The organism is Pseudomonas sp. GW822-FHT03F08, assembly GCF_058801265.1.
Map to the genome: position 1 here is coordinate 240,954 of NZ_JBXANC010000002.1, position 15,596 is coordinate 256,549.

Here is a 15,596-nt window from a genome sequence, read left to right on the forward strand (position 1 = left end):
CCTCAGGCGGGAATCGCCACCTTGTCGAGAATCCGGTCCAGCACCTGATCGGCGCTGACGCCATCGGCCACCGCGTCGTAGCTCAGTTGCAGGCGATGGCGCAGCACCGGATGCACCACGGCGCGCACGTTGTCCGGCGAAACGAAATCCTGGCCCTGCAACCACGCATCGGCGCGGGCGCAACGGTCCAGCCCGATGCCGCCGCGCGGACTGGCGCCGATGGTGATCCAGCGGCCGAGGTCTTCGTCGTAATCGGCCGGATGGCGGGTGGCGTTGATCAGGTCGATCAGGTAACGGTCGATGGCAGGGGAGACGTGCACCGCGCTGACTTCCTTGCGTGCGGCGAAGATCACTTCCTGCGCCAGTTCGAAGCCCTTGGCCGGCGCGGTGTTGGCGCCCTGGGCGAACTCTTCGGCGCGCAGCAGTCGCAGCACCTGGCTCTCGTTGTCGGCGCTGGGGTAATCGAGCAGCACTTTCATCAGGAACCGGTCCATCTGCGCTTCCGGCAGCGGATAGGTGCCTTCCTGTTCAATCGGGTTTTGCGTCGCGACGACAATGAACAACTCCGGCAGCACGTGGCTGTTACCGGCCACGGTGATCTGCCGTTCTTCCATGGCTTCGAGCAATGCCGCTTGCACCTTGGCCGGCGCACGGTTGATCTCGTCGGCCAGAATCAGATTGCCGAACAGCGGGCCGGGCTGGAAACGGATCTCGTTTTTGCCTTCGACCTGATGCAGCACCTCGGCGCCGGTGATGTCCGAGGGCAGCAGGTCCGGGGTGAACTGGATGCGGCTCATCTTCGCGTCCAGATGCCTGGCCAGCGCCTTGACCGTGCGGGTCTTGGCCAGCCCCGGCAGGCTTTCCAGCAGCAAGTGCCCGTTGGCCAGCAGGCCGAGCAGGATCTGCCGGATCACCTGATCCTGGCCGAGCACCGTTTCAGCGATGCTGGCCTGCAGGGCGTTGAGGTCGGTGAGTGCGGTCATGGCGCGAGTCCTTGCTCAAAACATGAAGGTCGGGATGACCGGAACGAACGACAGCCGGAAATTCCAGCGGCTGCTGATCTGGTCTTCGGGGTGGATCGCCGAGTACTGGATCTCGCCGGAAATCCGCACCGGCAACTTGCCGAAATTGAAGATCCGCCCGGCGCCGATGCCGACGGGGAAGGTGACCTTGTTGCCGCCGTCAGCCTTCCAGTTGACCGTGACGTTGGGCGTCATGCCGACCCGCCATTGGGCCGGGCCGGGAATCACGCGCTGGATGAAGTACTGCACGTTGGTCAGGCTGACGTCCTTGCGATGACTGTCGCCGCCGACCGACCACCAGTGCTGCGGGAAAACCCCCAGTGTCCAGTCTTCGCCCAGATAGGCAGCGACAAACGCCGGGCCCAGCGAGTATTTGCCGGTGCCGAGCACGTCCTTTTCAGCGGTAGGGAACATCGCCGTCGGGCCGAAGCCCCAGACCATCTTGCCGCCGCCGGCAAAACGCACCGGTTGCTTGGGCGAGAACACGCCAACGTAGGTCAGGTCGCCGAAGCCGCTGGTGCGGTCAAACGGATCCTCGACCACCGAGGCGAAATCGTCGCGATCACTGAGGATTTCATTCGGCCCCATGCCGATCAGGTTGCCGGCCCTGTGGTTGACCGGAGCGCTGACGTAGCTGATCGGCACGCGGTTGATCAGATTCCAGTCTTCGCCGAGGGAGATCGGGAAGGTCGGCATGAAGCTGTACTTGCCGAGCATCCGTGTGCCGTTGCTGTTCGGGCCCTTGAGCGCGGTGTAGTCGAACTGGTTGACCAGCAGCACCAGATTGCCCACCGGGTTATCCATCAGTTTGGAGATCTGTTCGGTGGACGGGTCGCAACCAGCCTTCACGACGTCCTTCAGGTCGATGTCGAAGTTCTGTTGCAGGCGATGGCAGGTTTCCGGATCGCCCTTGGTGACCGGGTTGGCGGGGGCGCTACCGAGCCCCGGTAAATCACCGCCCGCGCAGGCCAGGCTGCTGAACAATGCGCTGCATAAGGTCAAGCGGCGAGCGATGGCCATCCCTGGCGCCTCCTTAGAAAAACGCCAGGGTCAGGTTGACGGAAACGCCATTGCCTTCAGGACGGTTCTTGGTGTCGAACTCCGGCACCCAACGGGCACTGACGCTGGCCTGGGCGTCGGCGAATTTGCCGCTCCAGCCAACGGTCGGGCCGGCACCGACCGAACGACCGCGAAAGCCGTTCAGGGTGTCGGCGGTGTCACCCTTGTCGTCGCTCACCTGCTGGATGTAGCCGGCGACCAGCCCGGCATTCCAGCCGTTGCCAAAGCCGTGGGTCCACAGGGCTTCGAGGGAAAAGATGTCGCCCGTACGGTAATCGGTGGCCTTGTTCTCGGTGTAGAACTGCAGGTTGCCGGACAGCGTGAACTCGCCACCCTTGCCGTCCAGATGCGAGAACGCCACGGTGGGCATGAACGTGTAGTTGTTCTGGCCGGGGTTGGCCAGGCGATTGTCGTTATAGGCACCGGTCGGTACGTAAATCGGCAGCGAAAACGAGATGTGGTTGAGCTCGTCGAAGTGGTAGCCGGCGGCGATCGGCGTGATCAGCGCGTCGGCAAACTGGGTGCCGGAATCGCTGGTGCCGAGGGTGCGTCCACGGGGGCCGGTGATGGCCGCATCGATGTCGGTATATTGAACCGGTATGCCGATGGCCGAGGCATAGTTCCAACGGCCTTTGCCGGTGTCCCAGACGTGAGTGACGTTGGCCATGGTGTAGGAGACTTTCATCTTGATCCCGGCGCTGACCGCCCCGGAAATCGGTGCGCCACGACTACCCTTGAGCTCGCCGTCGTACCAGATGCTGGTAAACGACGTCACCCAGCCCGGTGCCGGCGGGACGACCCCGGCATTGGAAAACACCTGCTGGCCGGTAATCGGTCGCCCGACACCGCCCTCGGCGGCGTACAGCGCCGGGCTGCCGAGCATGCACAGCGCCAGCAACGGGCGCACAACGGAAGGCTTGACCATCACTGACTCCGCTTATTGTTTTGTGTCGACCGGGTTGAGCAACGGCATTTTCCATTCACCGCTGGCGACTTCCGGTCTTGGCAGATACAGGCGCAAGACCCCGTAGAACGGGCCATCCGGCGCAGGCAGCCAATTGGCTTGTTTGTCTTTCCCCGGATTCTTGTGCTGCACGTACAGGGTCAGACCGCCATCGGCATCGAGCTTCAGCTCCGGCAGCATCCGCGAGTTGATCAGGTAGCGGTTGAGCGGGTTGGCCACCAGCAGTTTGGTCTTGCCGTCGTACATCGTCAGTGACCAGAACGCATCGGCGGGGGGCAGGGCGCCCTTGTCGAAATGCAGGGTGTAGTCGTGTTTCGAGGCATCGGCGTGCTGCCCGTCCTTGTCGACGAAGTAACCGATGTAGTTGGCCTCTTCGGCGGAGTTGCCGAAGATCCCCATGTTGGCGCCAGCGTAGCGGTACAGGTAATTGCCCTTGAGGTGATCGCGAGTGCCGAACAGATCACCGCTGGAGACCTGGTGGGTGTCGACCTTGTCTTTCTGGAACGCGGCGAACTCGGCTTTTGCATCGGCTATGCCGTCTTCCAGTGCCTTGCGTTGCTCGGCGCTGAGGGCCTTCAGATCGAAGGATTGGCCGGCACCGATACCGATTTTGGCGAAGCGGGCCAGCAGGTCTTTCTCGACATCCTGCGCCGGCGTGAAGGCCAGCATGAAGTTCAGGTAGCGGAACAGGTCCGGGGTTTCGCTCATGGTCGGCGTCGGTTTCGGCCAGCTGACTTTCGGCGCTGGCGCCGGGGCTTTCTGTTTCACGTAATGGCTGAGGGGTTCGACCTTGTAGCCTTTCTGGATCTGCTTGACCTTGGCCAGGTCCTTGTCGTCGAACAGTTGCGTGCGGTACAGCGCGTAGGTGATGTTGCTTTCACTGCGCAGCAGACGGTCGATGTTCAGCGGCTGCTGGCCCTGCCAGTTCGGCCCGGCAATCATGAAGTGCCCGCCGTTGTTGCCGGTGCTGCGGGTGCCCAGGTAAGCGAAATTCTGCGTGTAGGCGTCGATCAGTTGCACCGAGTAATAACGGTGCTCCTCGATGGGCGGCAGGGTGAGAATCAGCGGCTCGGCACGCAGGTCCATCCAGACGAACGAGTAAGGCGTGTCGGCGTTGGGCGTGACGAATGCGGTGTCTTTTGCGGTGAAGGCTTTGGCGGTGTTGCCGATCCTGTTCAGTGGCGCCTTGTAGTTCGGGCTCTTGGTGTCGATGGCCTGGGTGTAGAGGGTCTTGTACATCTCCACGACCGGGAAACCGTACAGGTAGGCTTCCTTGGCGATGCCCCGGGCTTCATCGGGGCTGGCGGTGAAATCCTGAGCGCCGACGCCACAGCTGACAAACGTGGCCATGACGCTGTATGCCGCCACTTTGAGGGCTGGTTTCGACCGGTTACAGAGGACGGACGTCAGCGAGCGCGCCGACGAAAAGGCGTGAACTTCCGTTTTATTCGACATGATTCCCCGATTCCCTGGTGGCTCAGTGGACGACTCGGCACTTCGCGGCCGTTAAGGCGTAATCCTTTTCTTATCAAGCCTGTAGGACATGTCTGTTGAAGCTAGCAGTTAATCGGGGGTTAGCCAGTCAGAGGGATTAATTCTTTGGTTTTGTGCGCAGGATCACGCCAGTTTGTGTACTGGCGTGGGCCCTGTGCAAAGTCAGTGTTTTTTTGCCTGCTCGCGTACCCGCTCTTCCTGTTCGCGCAGTTCCGGGGTGAACTCGGCGCCGAAATCTTCCGGGCTGAACACCTGGCGAATCTCGATCTCGGCTTCGGTGCCCGGCATGGGATTAGGGCAGCGCTTGACCCACTCGATGGCTTCTTCCTTCGACTTCACGTCCCAGATCCAGTAACCGGCGATCAGCTCCTTGGTTTCGGCGAAGGGGCCGTCGATCACGCTGCGTTTTTCGCCGCTGAAACGTACCCGGGCACCTTTACTGCTGGGGTGCAGGCCATCGGCGGACACCAGAATACCGGCCTTGGCCAGTTCCTCGTTGTAGTTGCCCATGTCGGTCAGCAGTTGTTCGCTGGGCATCACGCCGGCTTCGGAGTCCTGGCTGGCTTTGACAATGATCATGAAACGCATGGTGTTTCTCCGCTGGAAAGTGAGGGATTCACTGCTTTGTCGAATGGCGGGGGCTTGAATCGACAGGTCGTTAAATAAAAGATGCAGACTCGCGTTTTAACAAGCATCGCCTCCATACGGAATGTGTCCGCCATGCCCACACTGGAACTCACGACCCTGATCCCCGATCGCCCCCCGAACGAGGTACTCGACTTCTGCCTGGAAGGCGTCAATTTCCCGAAGATCTTTCCCGAACGCGTCACGCCACTGGGGGATATCGACCTGAACAACTTGCGTATCGAAGCCGGGCGGCAATTCCGTTTCCGGCACTGGATGTTCAATCTGATCCCGTCGAACTGGACGGTGACGATCCGCGAAGTCGGCGACACGCATTTTGTCGATGAAATGCTCAAGGGACCGCTGCGTGCCTTTCGTCATGAACATCGGGTAGCGGCGGGTGAGGGCGGTACGCTGTACACCGACCGCGTGACGTATTCGGCGATTGGCGGGGCGTTCAGCGAGCGATTGCTGGTGAACGGCTACATGCGGCGGATATTCGAGGCCCGCCATCGCAACATGCTGCAATTGCTTGGGTAGCGCTCAAGGTTGTATCCAATCTTGCGTGGTGGCACATGACAATTTCGGTTCAGGCATAGGTCGTCGGACAATTTCGTGGTTAACTTCCGCCTCTTGCATGCTTTCCCAACAACGTTAAGAAGGACTCCGTTCATGGCTCAAGTCACGCTCAAAGGCAACCCGGTTCAAGTCAACGGCCAATTGCCACAAGCCGGTTCCAAGGCACCAGCCTTTTCCCTGGTAGCCGGCAATCTGTCCGACGTCACCCTGAAAGACTTTGCCGGCAAGCGCAAAGTGCTGAACATCTTCCCAAGCGTCGACACCCCGACCTGCGCTACTTCCGTGCGCAAGTTCAACGCTCAGGCCAACGAACTGGCCAACACCGTGGTGCTGTGCATCTCGGCTGACCTGCCATTCGCGCAGGCCCGTTTCTGCGGCGCCGAAGGCCTGGAAAACGTACAGAACCTGTCGACCCTGCGTGGCGCCGAGTTCATCCAGAACTACGGCGTGGCCATCGCTGACGGCCCGCTGAAAGGCCTGACCGCCCGTGCGGTAGTCGTGCTGGACGAAAACGACAACGTGCTGCACAGCGAGCTGGTCAAGGAAATCGCTGAAGAGCCGAACTACGATGCAGCTCTCTCGGTTTTGAAATAAGTGTTCTGAAACAAGCGCTTTACAATTGTTAACGGCCTGGCCCTGTCCAGGCCGTTTTCATTTGTGTATCAGTGTTTTGGCTCACACCTTGAAACGTAAGTTGAAGGTAAATTGCCGGTAAAGCTGCTTTGCTTTACCCCCACCAGTGCTTATCGTTCAGCCTCCCGTAAAAGAAGCCCACGCGCCCAATGGTTAATCACTCCATGCAATCGTCTTCCCGAAACTCTCGTCGCTGGCTGCTCAGCCTGCTTGTCCTGCTGGTCATCGCCGGTCTGTGCTGGAAATTCTGGCCCGCCGGATCGACCCACAAAGAGGGCGGCGAGAAAGCCGCGGCCGGTCATACCGGTCGTTCGGGGATGATGCGTCCGGGCTTCGGCGGCGCGGCAGGTCCGATCCCGGTGCGCGTGGCGCCGGCCGTCACCGGTGACTTCCCGCTGTATTACAAGGCGCTGGGCACCGTGACCGCGCTCAACACCATCAACGTACGCAGCCGGGTCGGCGGCGAACTGGTGAAGATCTATTTCGAAGAAGGGCAGATGGTCAAGGCCGGCGACCTGCTGGCGGAGATCGATCCGCGCTCGTACCAGAACGCCTTGCTCCAGGCTGAAGGCACCTTGCTGCAGAACCAGGCTCAGCTGAAGAATGCCCAGGTCGACGTCGAGCGCTATCGCGGCCTGTTCAAGGAAGACAGCATCGCCAAGCAGACCCTGGACACCGCCGAAGCGCTGGTCGGCCAGTACCTCGGCACCGTGAAGACCAATCAGGCGGCGGTCAACGACGCCAAGCTCAACCTCGAATTCACCAAGATCCGTGCACCGATTGCCGGTCGCGTCGGCCTGCGTCAACTCGACGTCGGCAACCTGGTGGCGGCAAATGACACCACGTTCCTCGCCGTCATCACCCAGACCCAACCGATCAGCGTGGTCTTCACGCTGCCGGAAAACACCCTCGAAACCGTACTCGCCCGCTACCACAGCGGCGCCAAGCTGCCCGCCGAAGCCTGGGACCGTGGCGACACCAAACTGCAAGCCAGCGGCGTGCTGCAAAGCCTCGACAACCAGATCGACGTGACCACCGGCACCCTGAAGTTCAAGGCACGCTACGAAAACCGCGATCAGTCGCTGTTCCCCAACCAGTTCGTCAACGTCCACCTGCTGGCCGACACCCTCAAAGGCGTCGTGCTGGCTCCGTCGGCCGCGATCCAGTTCGGCACCAACGGCACCTTCGTCTACGCGCTGGACGGCGACAAGAAAGTCACCATCCGCCAGTTGAAGATCGGTGCCAGCGATGGTCAGAACACCGTGATCACCGAAGGCCTGGCCGCCGGCGACCGCGTGGTGCTGGAAGGTACCGACCGTTTGAAAGAAGGCAGCGAAGTCGAAGTGGTCAACGACAGCCAGGACGTGCCGGCCACGCCGACCGAACACCTGCAAGGCAAGTCAGCCGCCACCGCGCCTGACGCCGCTGCCACCAACAAGGCCAAGAAGGGCGCATGAACATTTCGCGTCTGTTCATCCTCCGCCCGGTCGCCACCACGCTGAGCATGCTGGCCATCGTGCTGGCCGGCCTGATCGCCTATCGTCTGCTGCCGGTTTCGGCTCTGCCGCAGGTGGATTACCCGACCATCCGGGTCATGACGTTGTACCCGGGCGCCAGTCCGGACGTGATGACCAGCGCCGTCACCGCGCCGCTTGAACGCCAGTTCGGGCAGATGCCGGGCCTGACGCAAATGGCCTCGACCAGTTCCGGCGGTGCCTCGGTGCTGACCCTGCGTTTCAGCCTCGACATCAACATGGACGTCGCCGAGCAGCAAGTGCAGGCAGCGATCAACGCCGCGACCAATCTGCTGCCGACCGACTTGCCAGCGCCACCGGTGTACAACAAGGTCAACCCGGCGGACACCCCGGTGCTGACCCTGGCCATCACTTCGAAAACCATGTTGCTGCCCAAGCTCAACGATCTGGTCGATACGCGCATGGCGCAGAAGATCGCCCAGATCAGTGGTGTCGGCATGGTCAGCATCGCTGGCGGTCAGCGTCAGGCGGTGCGGATCAAGGTCAACCCGGAAGCGCTCGCCGCCAACGGCCTGAACCTGTCGGACGTGCGCACGCTGATCAGCGCGTCCAACGTCAACCAGCCCAAAGGTAACTTCGACGGCCCGACCCGGGTGTCGATGCTCGATGCCAATGACCAGCTGACATCGCCCAAGGATTACGCCAACCTCATCCTGGCCTACAAGAACGGCGCGCCGCTGCGACTCAAGGATGTCGCGCAGATCGTCGACGGCGCCGAGAACGAGCGTCTGGCCGCGTGGGCCAACCAGAATCAGGCAGTGTTGCTGAATATTCAGCGGCAACCGGGCGCCAACGTGATTGAAGTGGTCGACCGGATCAAGGCGCTGCTGCCGAGCATCACCGACAACTTGCCGGCCGGTCTTGAAGTCACTGTACTTACCGACCGCACCCAGACCATCCGCGCCTCGGTCACCGACGTGCAGCACGAACTGCTGATCGCCATCGCCCTGGTGGTGATGGTGACGTTCCTGTTCCTGCGTCGCGCCAGCGCCACCATCATTCCGTCCGTCGCGGTTCCGCTGTCGCTGATCGGTACGTTTGGCGTGATGTACCTGGCCGGGTTCTCGGTGAACAACCTGACGCTGATGGCGCTGACCATCGCCACCGGTTTCGTGGTCGACGATGCGATCGTGATGCTGGAGAACATCGCCCGTTTCATCGAGGAAGGGGACAGTCCGATGCAGGCCGCGCTCAAGGGCGCGAAGCAGATCGGCTTCACCCTGATTTCCCTGACCCTGTCGCTGATTGCAGTACTTATTCCGCTGCTGTTCATGGCCGACGTGGTGGGGCGGCTGTTCCGCGAATTCGCCATCACCCTGGCGGTGGCGATCCTGATTTCCCTGGTGGTCTCGCTGACCCTGACGCCGATGATGTGCGCCCGTTTGCTCAAACGCGAGCCGGAAGAGCATGAACAGGGCCGTTTCTACCGGGCCAGTGGTGCGTTCATCGACTGGATGATCGCGGCTTACGGGCGCAAGTTGCAGTGGGTGCTCAAGCACCAGCCGCTGACGTTGCTGGTGGCCATCGGCACGCTGGCGTTGACCGTGTTCCTTTATATGGTGGTGCCCAAGGGCTTCTTCCCGGTGCAGGACACCGGGGTGATCCAGGGGATTTCCGAAGCGCCGCAGTCGATTTCCTTTGCCGCCATGGGCGAGCGTCAGCAAGCGCTGGCCAAGGTGATTCTGGAAGATCCGGCGGTGGAAAGCCTGTCGTCCTACATTGGCGTCGACGGTGACAACGCTACGCTCAACAGCGGTCGCCTGCTGATCAACCTCAAGCCTCACGGTCAGCGCGACCTGACGGCCGCCGAAGTGATTACCCGCCTGCAACCGCAACTGGACAAACTGGTGGGCATCCGCCTGTTCATGCAGCCGGTGCAGGACCTGACCATCGAAGACCGTGTCAGCCGCACCCAGTACCAGTTCAGCATGTCCTCGCCGGACGCCGAACTGCTCAGCCTGTGGAGCAGGCGCCTGGTGGAAGCACTGGCCCAGCGCCCTGAACTGACCGACGTCGCCAGCGATTTGCAGGACAAGGGTTTGCAGGTGTTCCTGGTGATCGACCGTGACGCGGCCTCGCGCCTCGGCGTGTCGGTGGCGAACATCACCGATGCACTGTACGACGCCTTTGGCCAGCGGCAGATCTCGACCATTTACACCCAGGCCAGCCAGTACCGCGTGGTGCTGCAGGCTCAGGCCGGGGAGAAGATCGGCCCGCAGGCGCTGGATCAGATTCACGTCAAGACCACTGATGGCGGCCAGGTGCGGTTGTCGAGCCTGGCCCATGTCGAGGAGCGTCAGGCGCAACTGGCGATCACCCACATTGGCCAGTTCCCGGCGGTGATGATGTCGTTCAACCTTGCTCATGGCGTGGCGCTGGGCCATGCGGTGGACATCATCGAGCAGGTGCAGAAAGACATCGGCATGCCGATCGGTGTGCAGACTCAGTTCCAGGGCGCGGCCGAAGCGTTCCAGGCGTCGCTGTCGAGCACCTTGCTGCTGATTCTGGCGGCGGTGGTGACCATGTACATCGTGCTGGGCGTGCTCTACGAGAGTTACATCCACCCGATCACGATTCTGTCGACCCTGCCGTCGGCGGCGGTCGGCGCCTTGCTGGCGTTGCTGCTCAGCGGCAATGACCTGGGCATGATCGCGATCATCGGCATCATCCTGCTGATCGGTATCGTGAAGAAGAACGCGATCATGATGATCGACTTCGCTCTCGACGCTGAACGCACCCAGGGCATGGCCCCGGAACAGGCGATCTATCAGGCGGCGCTGTTGCGCTTCCGGCCGATTCTGATGACCACGCTCGCGGCCTTGTTCGGCGCGGTGCCGCTGATGCTGGCCACCGGCTCCGGCGCTGAATTGCGTCAGCCGTTGGGTCTGGTGATGGTCGGCGGTTTGCTGGTGAGCCAGGTGCTGACACTGTTCACCACCCCGGTGATCTACCTGTACTTCGACCGTCTCGGTCGGCGCTGGGGCCGTGCGCCTTCGGCCGTGGAGCCGGTAGAACAGCCATGAACCTGTCCGGTCCTTTCATCAAACGCCCGGTGGCGACCATGCTCCTGAGCCTGGCGATCATGCTGCTGGGCGGCGTGAGCTTCGGCCTGCTGCCGGTGTCGCCACTGCCGCAAATGGACTTCCCGGTGATCGTGGTGCAGGCGAGCCTGCCCGGCGCGAGCCCGGAAGTCATGGCCTCGACCGTGGCGACGCCGCTGGAACGCTCGTTCGGCGCCATCGCCGGCGTCAACACCATGAGCAGCCGCTCCAGCCAGGGCTCGACCCGGGTCATTCTGCAATTTGATCTCGACCGCGACATCAACGGCGCGGCGCGGGAAGTGCAGGCGGCGATCAACGCTTCGCGCAACCTGTTGCCAAGCGGGATGCGCAGCATGCCGACCTACAAGAAGGTCAACCCGTCGCAGGCGCCGATCATGGTGTTGTCGCTGACGTCTGATGTGCTGGAAAAAGGCCAGCTCTACGATTTGGCCTCGACCATCCTGTCCCAGAGCCTGTCCCAGGTGCAGGGCGTAGGCGAGGTGCAGATCGGCGGCAGTTCCTTGCCGGCGGTGCGCATCGAACTCGAACCCCAGGCGCTGAACCAGTACGGCGTGGCGCTGGACGATGTGCGCAAGACCATCGCTGGCGCCAACGTTCGCCGGCCCAAGGGTTCGGTCGAGGATGACCAGCGTCTGTGGCAGATCCAGGCCAATGACCAACTGGAGAAAGCCAAGGACTACGAGTCGCTGATCATCCACTACAACGGCGGTGCGGCCCTGCGCCTGAAAGACGTGGCCAAGGTCACCGACGGCGTGGAGGACCGCTACAACAGCGGTTTCTTCAATGACGACGCGGCGGTGTTGCTGGTGATCAACCGGCAGGCCGGCGCCAACATCATCGAGACGGTCAACGAGATCAAGGCACAGTTGCCGGCGTTGCAGGCCGTGTTGCCGGCCAGCGTCAAGCTGAACCTGGCGATGGATCGTTCGCCGGTGATCAAGGCCACCCTGCACGAAGCAGAGATGACCCTGCTGATCGCCGTGGCGCTGGTGATCCTGGTGGTGTTCCTGTTCCTCGGCAATTTCCGCGCGTCCTTGATTCCGACCCTGGCGGTGCCGGTGTCGCTGGTCGGCACTTTTGCGGTGATGTACCTCTACGGCTTCTCGCTGAACAACCTGTCGCTGATGGCGCTGATTCTCGCCACCGGGCTGGTGGTGGACGACGCCATCGTGGTGCTGGAGAACATTTCCCGGCACATCGACGAAGGCGTCAAACCGATGAAGGCCGCGTACCTCGGGGCCAAGGAAGTCGGTTTCACGCTGCTGTCGATGAACGTGTCGCTGGTGGCGGTGTTCCTGTCGATCCTGTTCATGGGCGGGATCATCGAGAGCCTGTTCCGCGAATTCTCCATCACCCTGGCCGCGGCCATCGTGGTGTCGCTGGTGGTTTCCCTGACCCTGACCCCGATGCTCTGTGCCCGTTGGCTGAAGCCGCACACGCCGGGTCAGGAAAACCGTCTGCAACGCTGGAGCCGGCGTACCAACGACTGGATGGTCGGCAAGTACGCCACCAGCCTCGACTGGGTATTACGTCATCGGCGCCTGACGCTGTTAAGCCTGATCATCACGGTCGGCGTGAACGTCGCACTGTACGTGGTGGTGCCGAAAACGTTCCTGCCGCAGCAGGACACCGGCCAGTTGATCGGTTTCGTGCGCGGCGACGACGGTCTGTCGTTCAGCGTGATGCAGCCGAAAATGGAAACCTTCCGCCGCGCCGTGCTCAAGGACGAAGCGGTCGAGAGTGTCGCCGGGTTCATCGGTGGCAACAACGGCACCAACAACGCCTTCATGCTGGTGCGTCTGAAGCCGATCAAGGAGCGCAATATCTCGGCGCAGAAAGTCATCGAGCGTCTGCGCAAGGAAATGCCCAAGGTGCCCGGCGCACAGTTGATGTTGATGGCCGACCAGGACCTGCAATTTGGCGGTGGTCGTGAGCAGACCACGTCGCAGTACACCTACATTCTGCAGAGCGGTGATCTCGGCGCTTTGCGCGAGTGGTACCCGAAAGTGGTCACCGCGCTGCGAGCCTTGCCGGAACTGACCGCCATCGACGCCCGTGAAGGACGCGGTGCGCAGCAGGTGACATTGATCGTCGACCGTGATCAGGCCAAGCGTCTGGGCGTGGACATGAACATGGTCACCGCCGTCCTGAACAACGCCTACAGCCAGCGGCAGATTTCCACGATCTACGACAGCCTCAACCAGTATCAGGTGGTGATGGAGGTCAATCCGAAATACGCCCAGGACCCGGTCACGCTTAATCAGGTGCAGGTGATTACCGCTGATGGCGCACGGATTCCGCTGTCGACCATTGCCCACTACGAAAACAGCCTGGAAGACGACCGGGTCAGCCACGAAGGCCAGTTCGCCTCCGAAAGCATTTCGTTCGACATGGCCGAAGGCGTGACGGTGGAGCAGGGCAGTGCCGCCATCGAGCGGGCGATTGCCAAGGTCGGCCTGCCGGAAGACGTGATCGCGAAAATGGCCGGCACCGCCGACGCCTTTGCGGCCACCCAGAAGAGCCAGCCGTTCATGATCCTCGGTGCATTGCTGGCGGTGTATCTGGTGCTGGGCGTGCTGTATGAAAGCTACATTCACCCGTTGACGATTCTGTCGACGCTGCCGTCGGCCGGGGTTGGTGCGTTGCTGTCGATCTATGCGCTGGGCGGCGAATTCAGCCTGATTTCGCTGCTCGGGCTGTTCCTGCTGATCGGCGTGGTGAAGAAGAACGCGATCCTGATGATTGACCTGGCACTGCAACTGGAACGTCATCAGGGCATGGCGCCGCTGGAGTCGATCCGCAGCGCCTGCCTGCAACGTCTGCGACCGATCCTGATGACCACGCTGGCGGCGATTCTCGGTGCCTTGCCGTTGCTGCTCAGCCGTGCCGAAGGTGCGGAAATGCGCCAGCCGCTGGGCCTGACGATCATCGGCGGGCTGATTTTCAGCCAGGTGCTGACCCTTTACACCACGCCTGTGGTTTACCTCTATCTCGACAAGGCCCGCCACCGCTTCAACAAGTGGCGTGGCGTACGTACCGATGCCGCTCTGGAAACTCCGCTATGAATGACCGTTCGCTTATCCAACTGGCCAGTGTCCGCGGCTCGCGTTTGCTGAGCCTGTCACTGTGCGTGGCGATGCTCAGTGCGTGCGCCGTCGGCCCGGACTACCAGCGCCCGCAGACCGCCGAAATTGCCCAGTACAAAGAGGCCGAAGGCTGGCGTCAGGCCAGTCCTGCCGACTCTCTGGCCCGTGGCGCCTGGTGGGAACTGTACGGTGATCGCCAGCTCAACGAGTTGATCGAGAAGCTCAACAGCGCCAACCAGACCGTCGCCCAGTCCGAGGCGCAATACCGTCAGGCCCAGGCCCTGGTGCGTGATGCACGCGGGGCGTTTTACCCGAGCATCGACCTGAGCGCGGGCAAGACCCGTTCCAGCCAGGGCACCGGCAGCAGCAGTTCGAGCCTGAGCAGTTCTTCCAGCGGGATTCGTGACACCTACAACGCCCAGTTGGGCGTCAGTTGGGAGGCCGATGTCTGGGGCAAGTTGCGTCGTGGTCTGGAGGCCAATGAAGCCAGCGCCCAGGCCAGCTTCGCCGATCTGGCGGCGATGCGCCTGAGCCAGCAGTCGGAACTGGTGCAGAACTACCTGCAATTGCGCGTGATCGATCAGCAGAAGCGCCTGCTGGAGTCGACAGTGGCGGCCTATGAGCGCTCGCTGAAAATGACCCAGAACCAGTACAACGCCGGGGTCTCCGGGCGTGACGCGGTAGCCCAGGCGCAGACACAACTCAAATCCACCCAGGGTGATCTGGTGGACCTGATCTGGCAGCGGGCGCAGTTCGAAAACGCCATCGCGGTACTGACCGGCCAGCCTCCGGCGCAATTCAAGCTAGCCGAAACCCAGGACATCCCGAAGCTGCCGCAGATTCCGCTGAGCTTGCCGTCGCAATTGCTGGAGCGTCGCCCGGACATCGCTTCGGCGGAACGCTCGGTGATTGCGGCCAACGCCAACATCGGCGTTGCCAAAGCGGCGTATTACCCGGATTTCAGCCTGAGCCTCAGCGGTGGCTACAGCAGCAGTACTTCGCGGGACCTGATCAGCCTGCCAAACCGTTTCTGGTCGGTGGGGCCGAAAATGAGTCTGCCGCTGTTCGACGGCGGTCGACGCTCGGCGGAAGTTGATCGCACCGAAGCGAAGTACGACGAGACCGTGGCCAAATACCGGCAGACCGTGCTCGACGGCTTCCGCGAAGTGGAAAACTATCTGGTGCAGTTGAAGGTGTACGAGGACGAGGCGGCGGTACGCCAGGAAGCCCTTGATGCTGCGCGCGATTCCTTGCGTCTGACCCAGAACCAGTACAAGGCCGGGCTGATTGCCTATATCGACGTGGTGGTGGTGCAAGCCACGGCGTTGAGCAACGAGCGGACGGTGCTCAATATCCTGCAGAGTCGACTGATTGCCAGTGTGCAATTGATCGCGGCGCTGGGCGGTGGCTGGGACGGGCAGCTGGAAACCAGCCAGAATCCGTAACCCTGAATTCCCACGCAACGCGTGGGATCGATCAGTACTGCGACTGCCGGGCTAGAGCCTTGTCGAACGATCAAACAAGCGTTTCATCGGCTT

At 61.8% G+C, this 15,596-nt stretch carries 11 protein-coding genes; 6 read left to right on the forward strand and 5 right to left on the reverse strand.

Annotated features, from left to right (window positions below):
- Positions 1-2: 2 nt before the first annotated feature.
- The 5 genes from AC1RME_RS05005 to AC1RME_RS05025 all read right to left on the reverse strand — a co-directional run bounded on the left by AC1RME_RS05005 (position 3) and on the right by AC1RME_RS05025 (position 5,127).
- A complete protein-coding gene (locus AC1RME_RS05005) occupies positions 3-983 on the reverse strand; it encodes an AAA family ATPase (protein WP_493090634.1) in 981 nt (326 codons plus the stop codon).
- A gap of 15 nt (positions 984-998) precedes the next feature.
- Positions 999-2,042, reverse strand: coding sequence for a hypothetical protein (locus AC1RME_RS05010; RefSeq protein WP_493090636.1), 1,044 nt, complete (start codon positions 2,040-2,042; stop codon positions 999-1,001).
- A gap of 13 nt (positions 2,043-2,055) precedes the next feature.
- Positions 2,056-3,006, reverse strand: coding sequence for a SphA family protein (locus AC1RME_RS05015; protein WP_096820251.1), 951 nt, complete (start codon positions 3,004-3,006; stop codon positions 2,056-2,058).
- A gap of 12 nt (positions 3,007-3,018) precedes the next feature.
- The gene (locus AC1RME_RS05020) at positions 3,019-4,395 is read right to left on the reverse strand and encodes a DUF1254 domain-containing protein (protein ID WP_493090638.1); all 1,377 of its coding nucleotides are present in this window, start codon (positions 4,393-4,395) and stop codon (positions 3,019-3,021) included.
- A gap of 306 nt (positions 4,396-4,701) precedes the next feature.
- Positions 4,702-5,127, reverse strand: a complete 426-nt coding sequence (locus tag AC1RME_RS05025; RefSeq protein ID WP_096820252.1) for a YciI family protein — start codon at positions 5,125-5,127, stop codon at positions 4,702-4,704.
- A gap of 132 nt (positions 5,128-5,259) precedes the next feature.
- Between AC1RME_RS05025 and AC1RME_RS05030 the strand changes: the two genes are divergently transcribed.
- The 6 genes from AC1RME_RS05030 to AC1RME_RS05055 all read left to right on the forward strand — a co-directional run bounded on the left by AC1RME_RS05030 (position 5,260) and on the right by AC1RME_RS05055 (position 15,503).
- The gene (locus tag AC1RME_RS05030; protein ID WP_096820253.1) at positions 5,260-5,703 is read left to right on the forward strand and encodes an SRPBCC family protein; all 444 of its coding nucleotides are present in this window, start codon (positions 5,260-5,262) and stop codon (positions 5,701-5,703) included.
- Between the two features lie 132 nt (positions 5,704-5,835).
- Positions 5,836-6,336, forward strand: a complete 501-nt coding sequence (gene tpx / locus AC1RME_RS05035; RefSeq protein ID WP_096820254.1) for a thiol peroxidase — start codon at positions 5,836-5,838, stop codon at positions 6,334-6,336.
- A 188-nt stretch (positions 6,337-6,524) separates the two neighbouring features.
- Positions 6,525-7,832 (forward strand): MdtA/MuxA family multidrug efflux RND transporter periplasmic adaptor subunit, encoded by a 1,308-nt coding sequence (locus tag AC1RME_RS05040; protein ID WP_096820255.1) that lies wholly within the window; start codon positions 6,525-6,527, stop codon positions 7,830-7,832.
- Positions 7,829-10,933, forward strand: a complete 3,105-nt coding sequence (locus AC1RME_RS05045; protein ID WP_096820256.1) for an MdtB/MuxB family multidrug efflux RND transporter permease subunit — start codon at positions 7,829-7,831, stop codon at positions 10,931-10,933. The genes AC1RME_RS05040 and AC1RME_RS05045 overlap by 4 nt, the downstream gene beginning before the upstream one ends.
- On the forward strand, positions 10,930-14,037 hold the full coding sequence (locus AC1RME_RS05050; protein ID WP_096820257.1) for an efflux RND transporter permease subunit: 3,108 nt from the start codon (positions 10,930-10,932) through the stop codon (positions 14,035-14,037). Before AC1RME_RS05045 ends, AC1RME_RS05050 begins: the two co-directional genes overlap by 4 nt.
- Complete coding sequence (locus AC1RME_RS05055; RefSeq protein ID WP_096820258.1) at positions 14,034-15,503, forward strand: efflux transporter outer membrane subunit; 1,470 nt, start codon at positions 14,034-14,036, stop codon at positions 15,501-15,503. Before AC1RME_RS05050 ends, AC1RME_RS05055 begins: the two co-directional genes overlap by 4 nt.
- Positions 15,504-15,596: the final 93 nt, after the last annotated feature.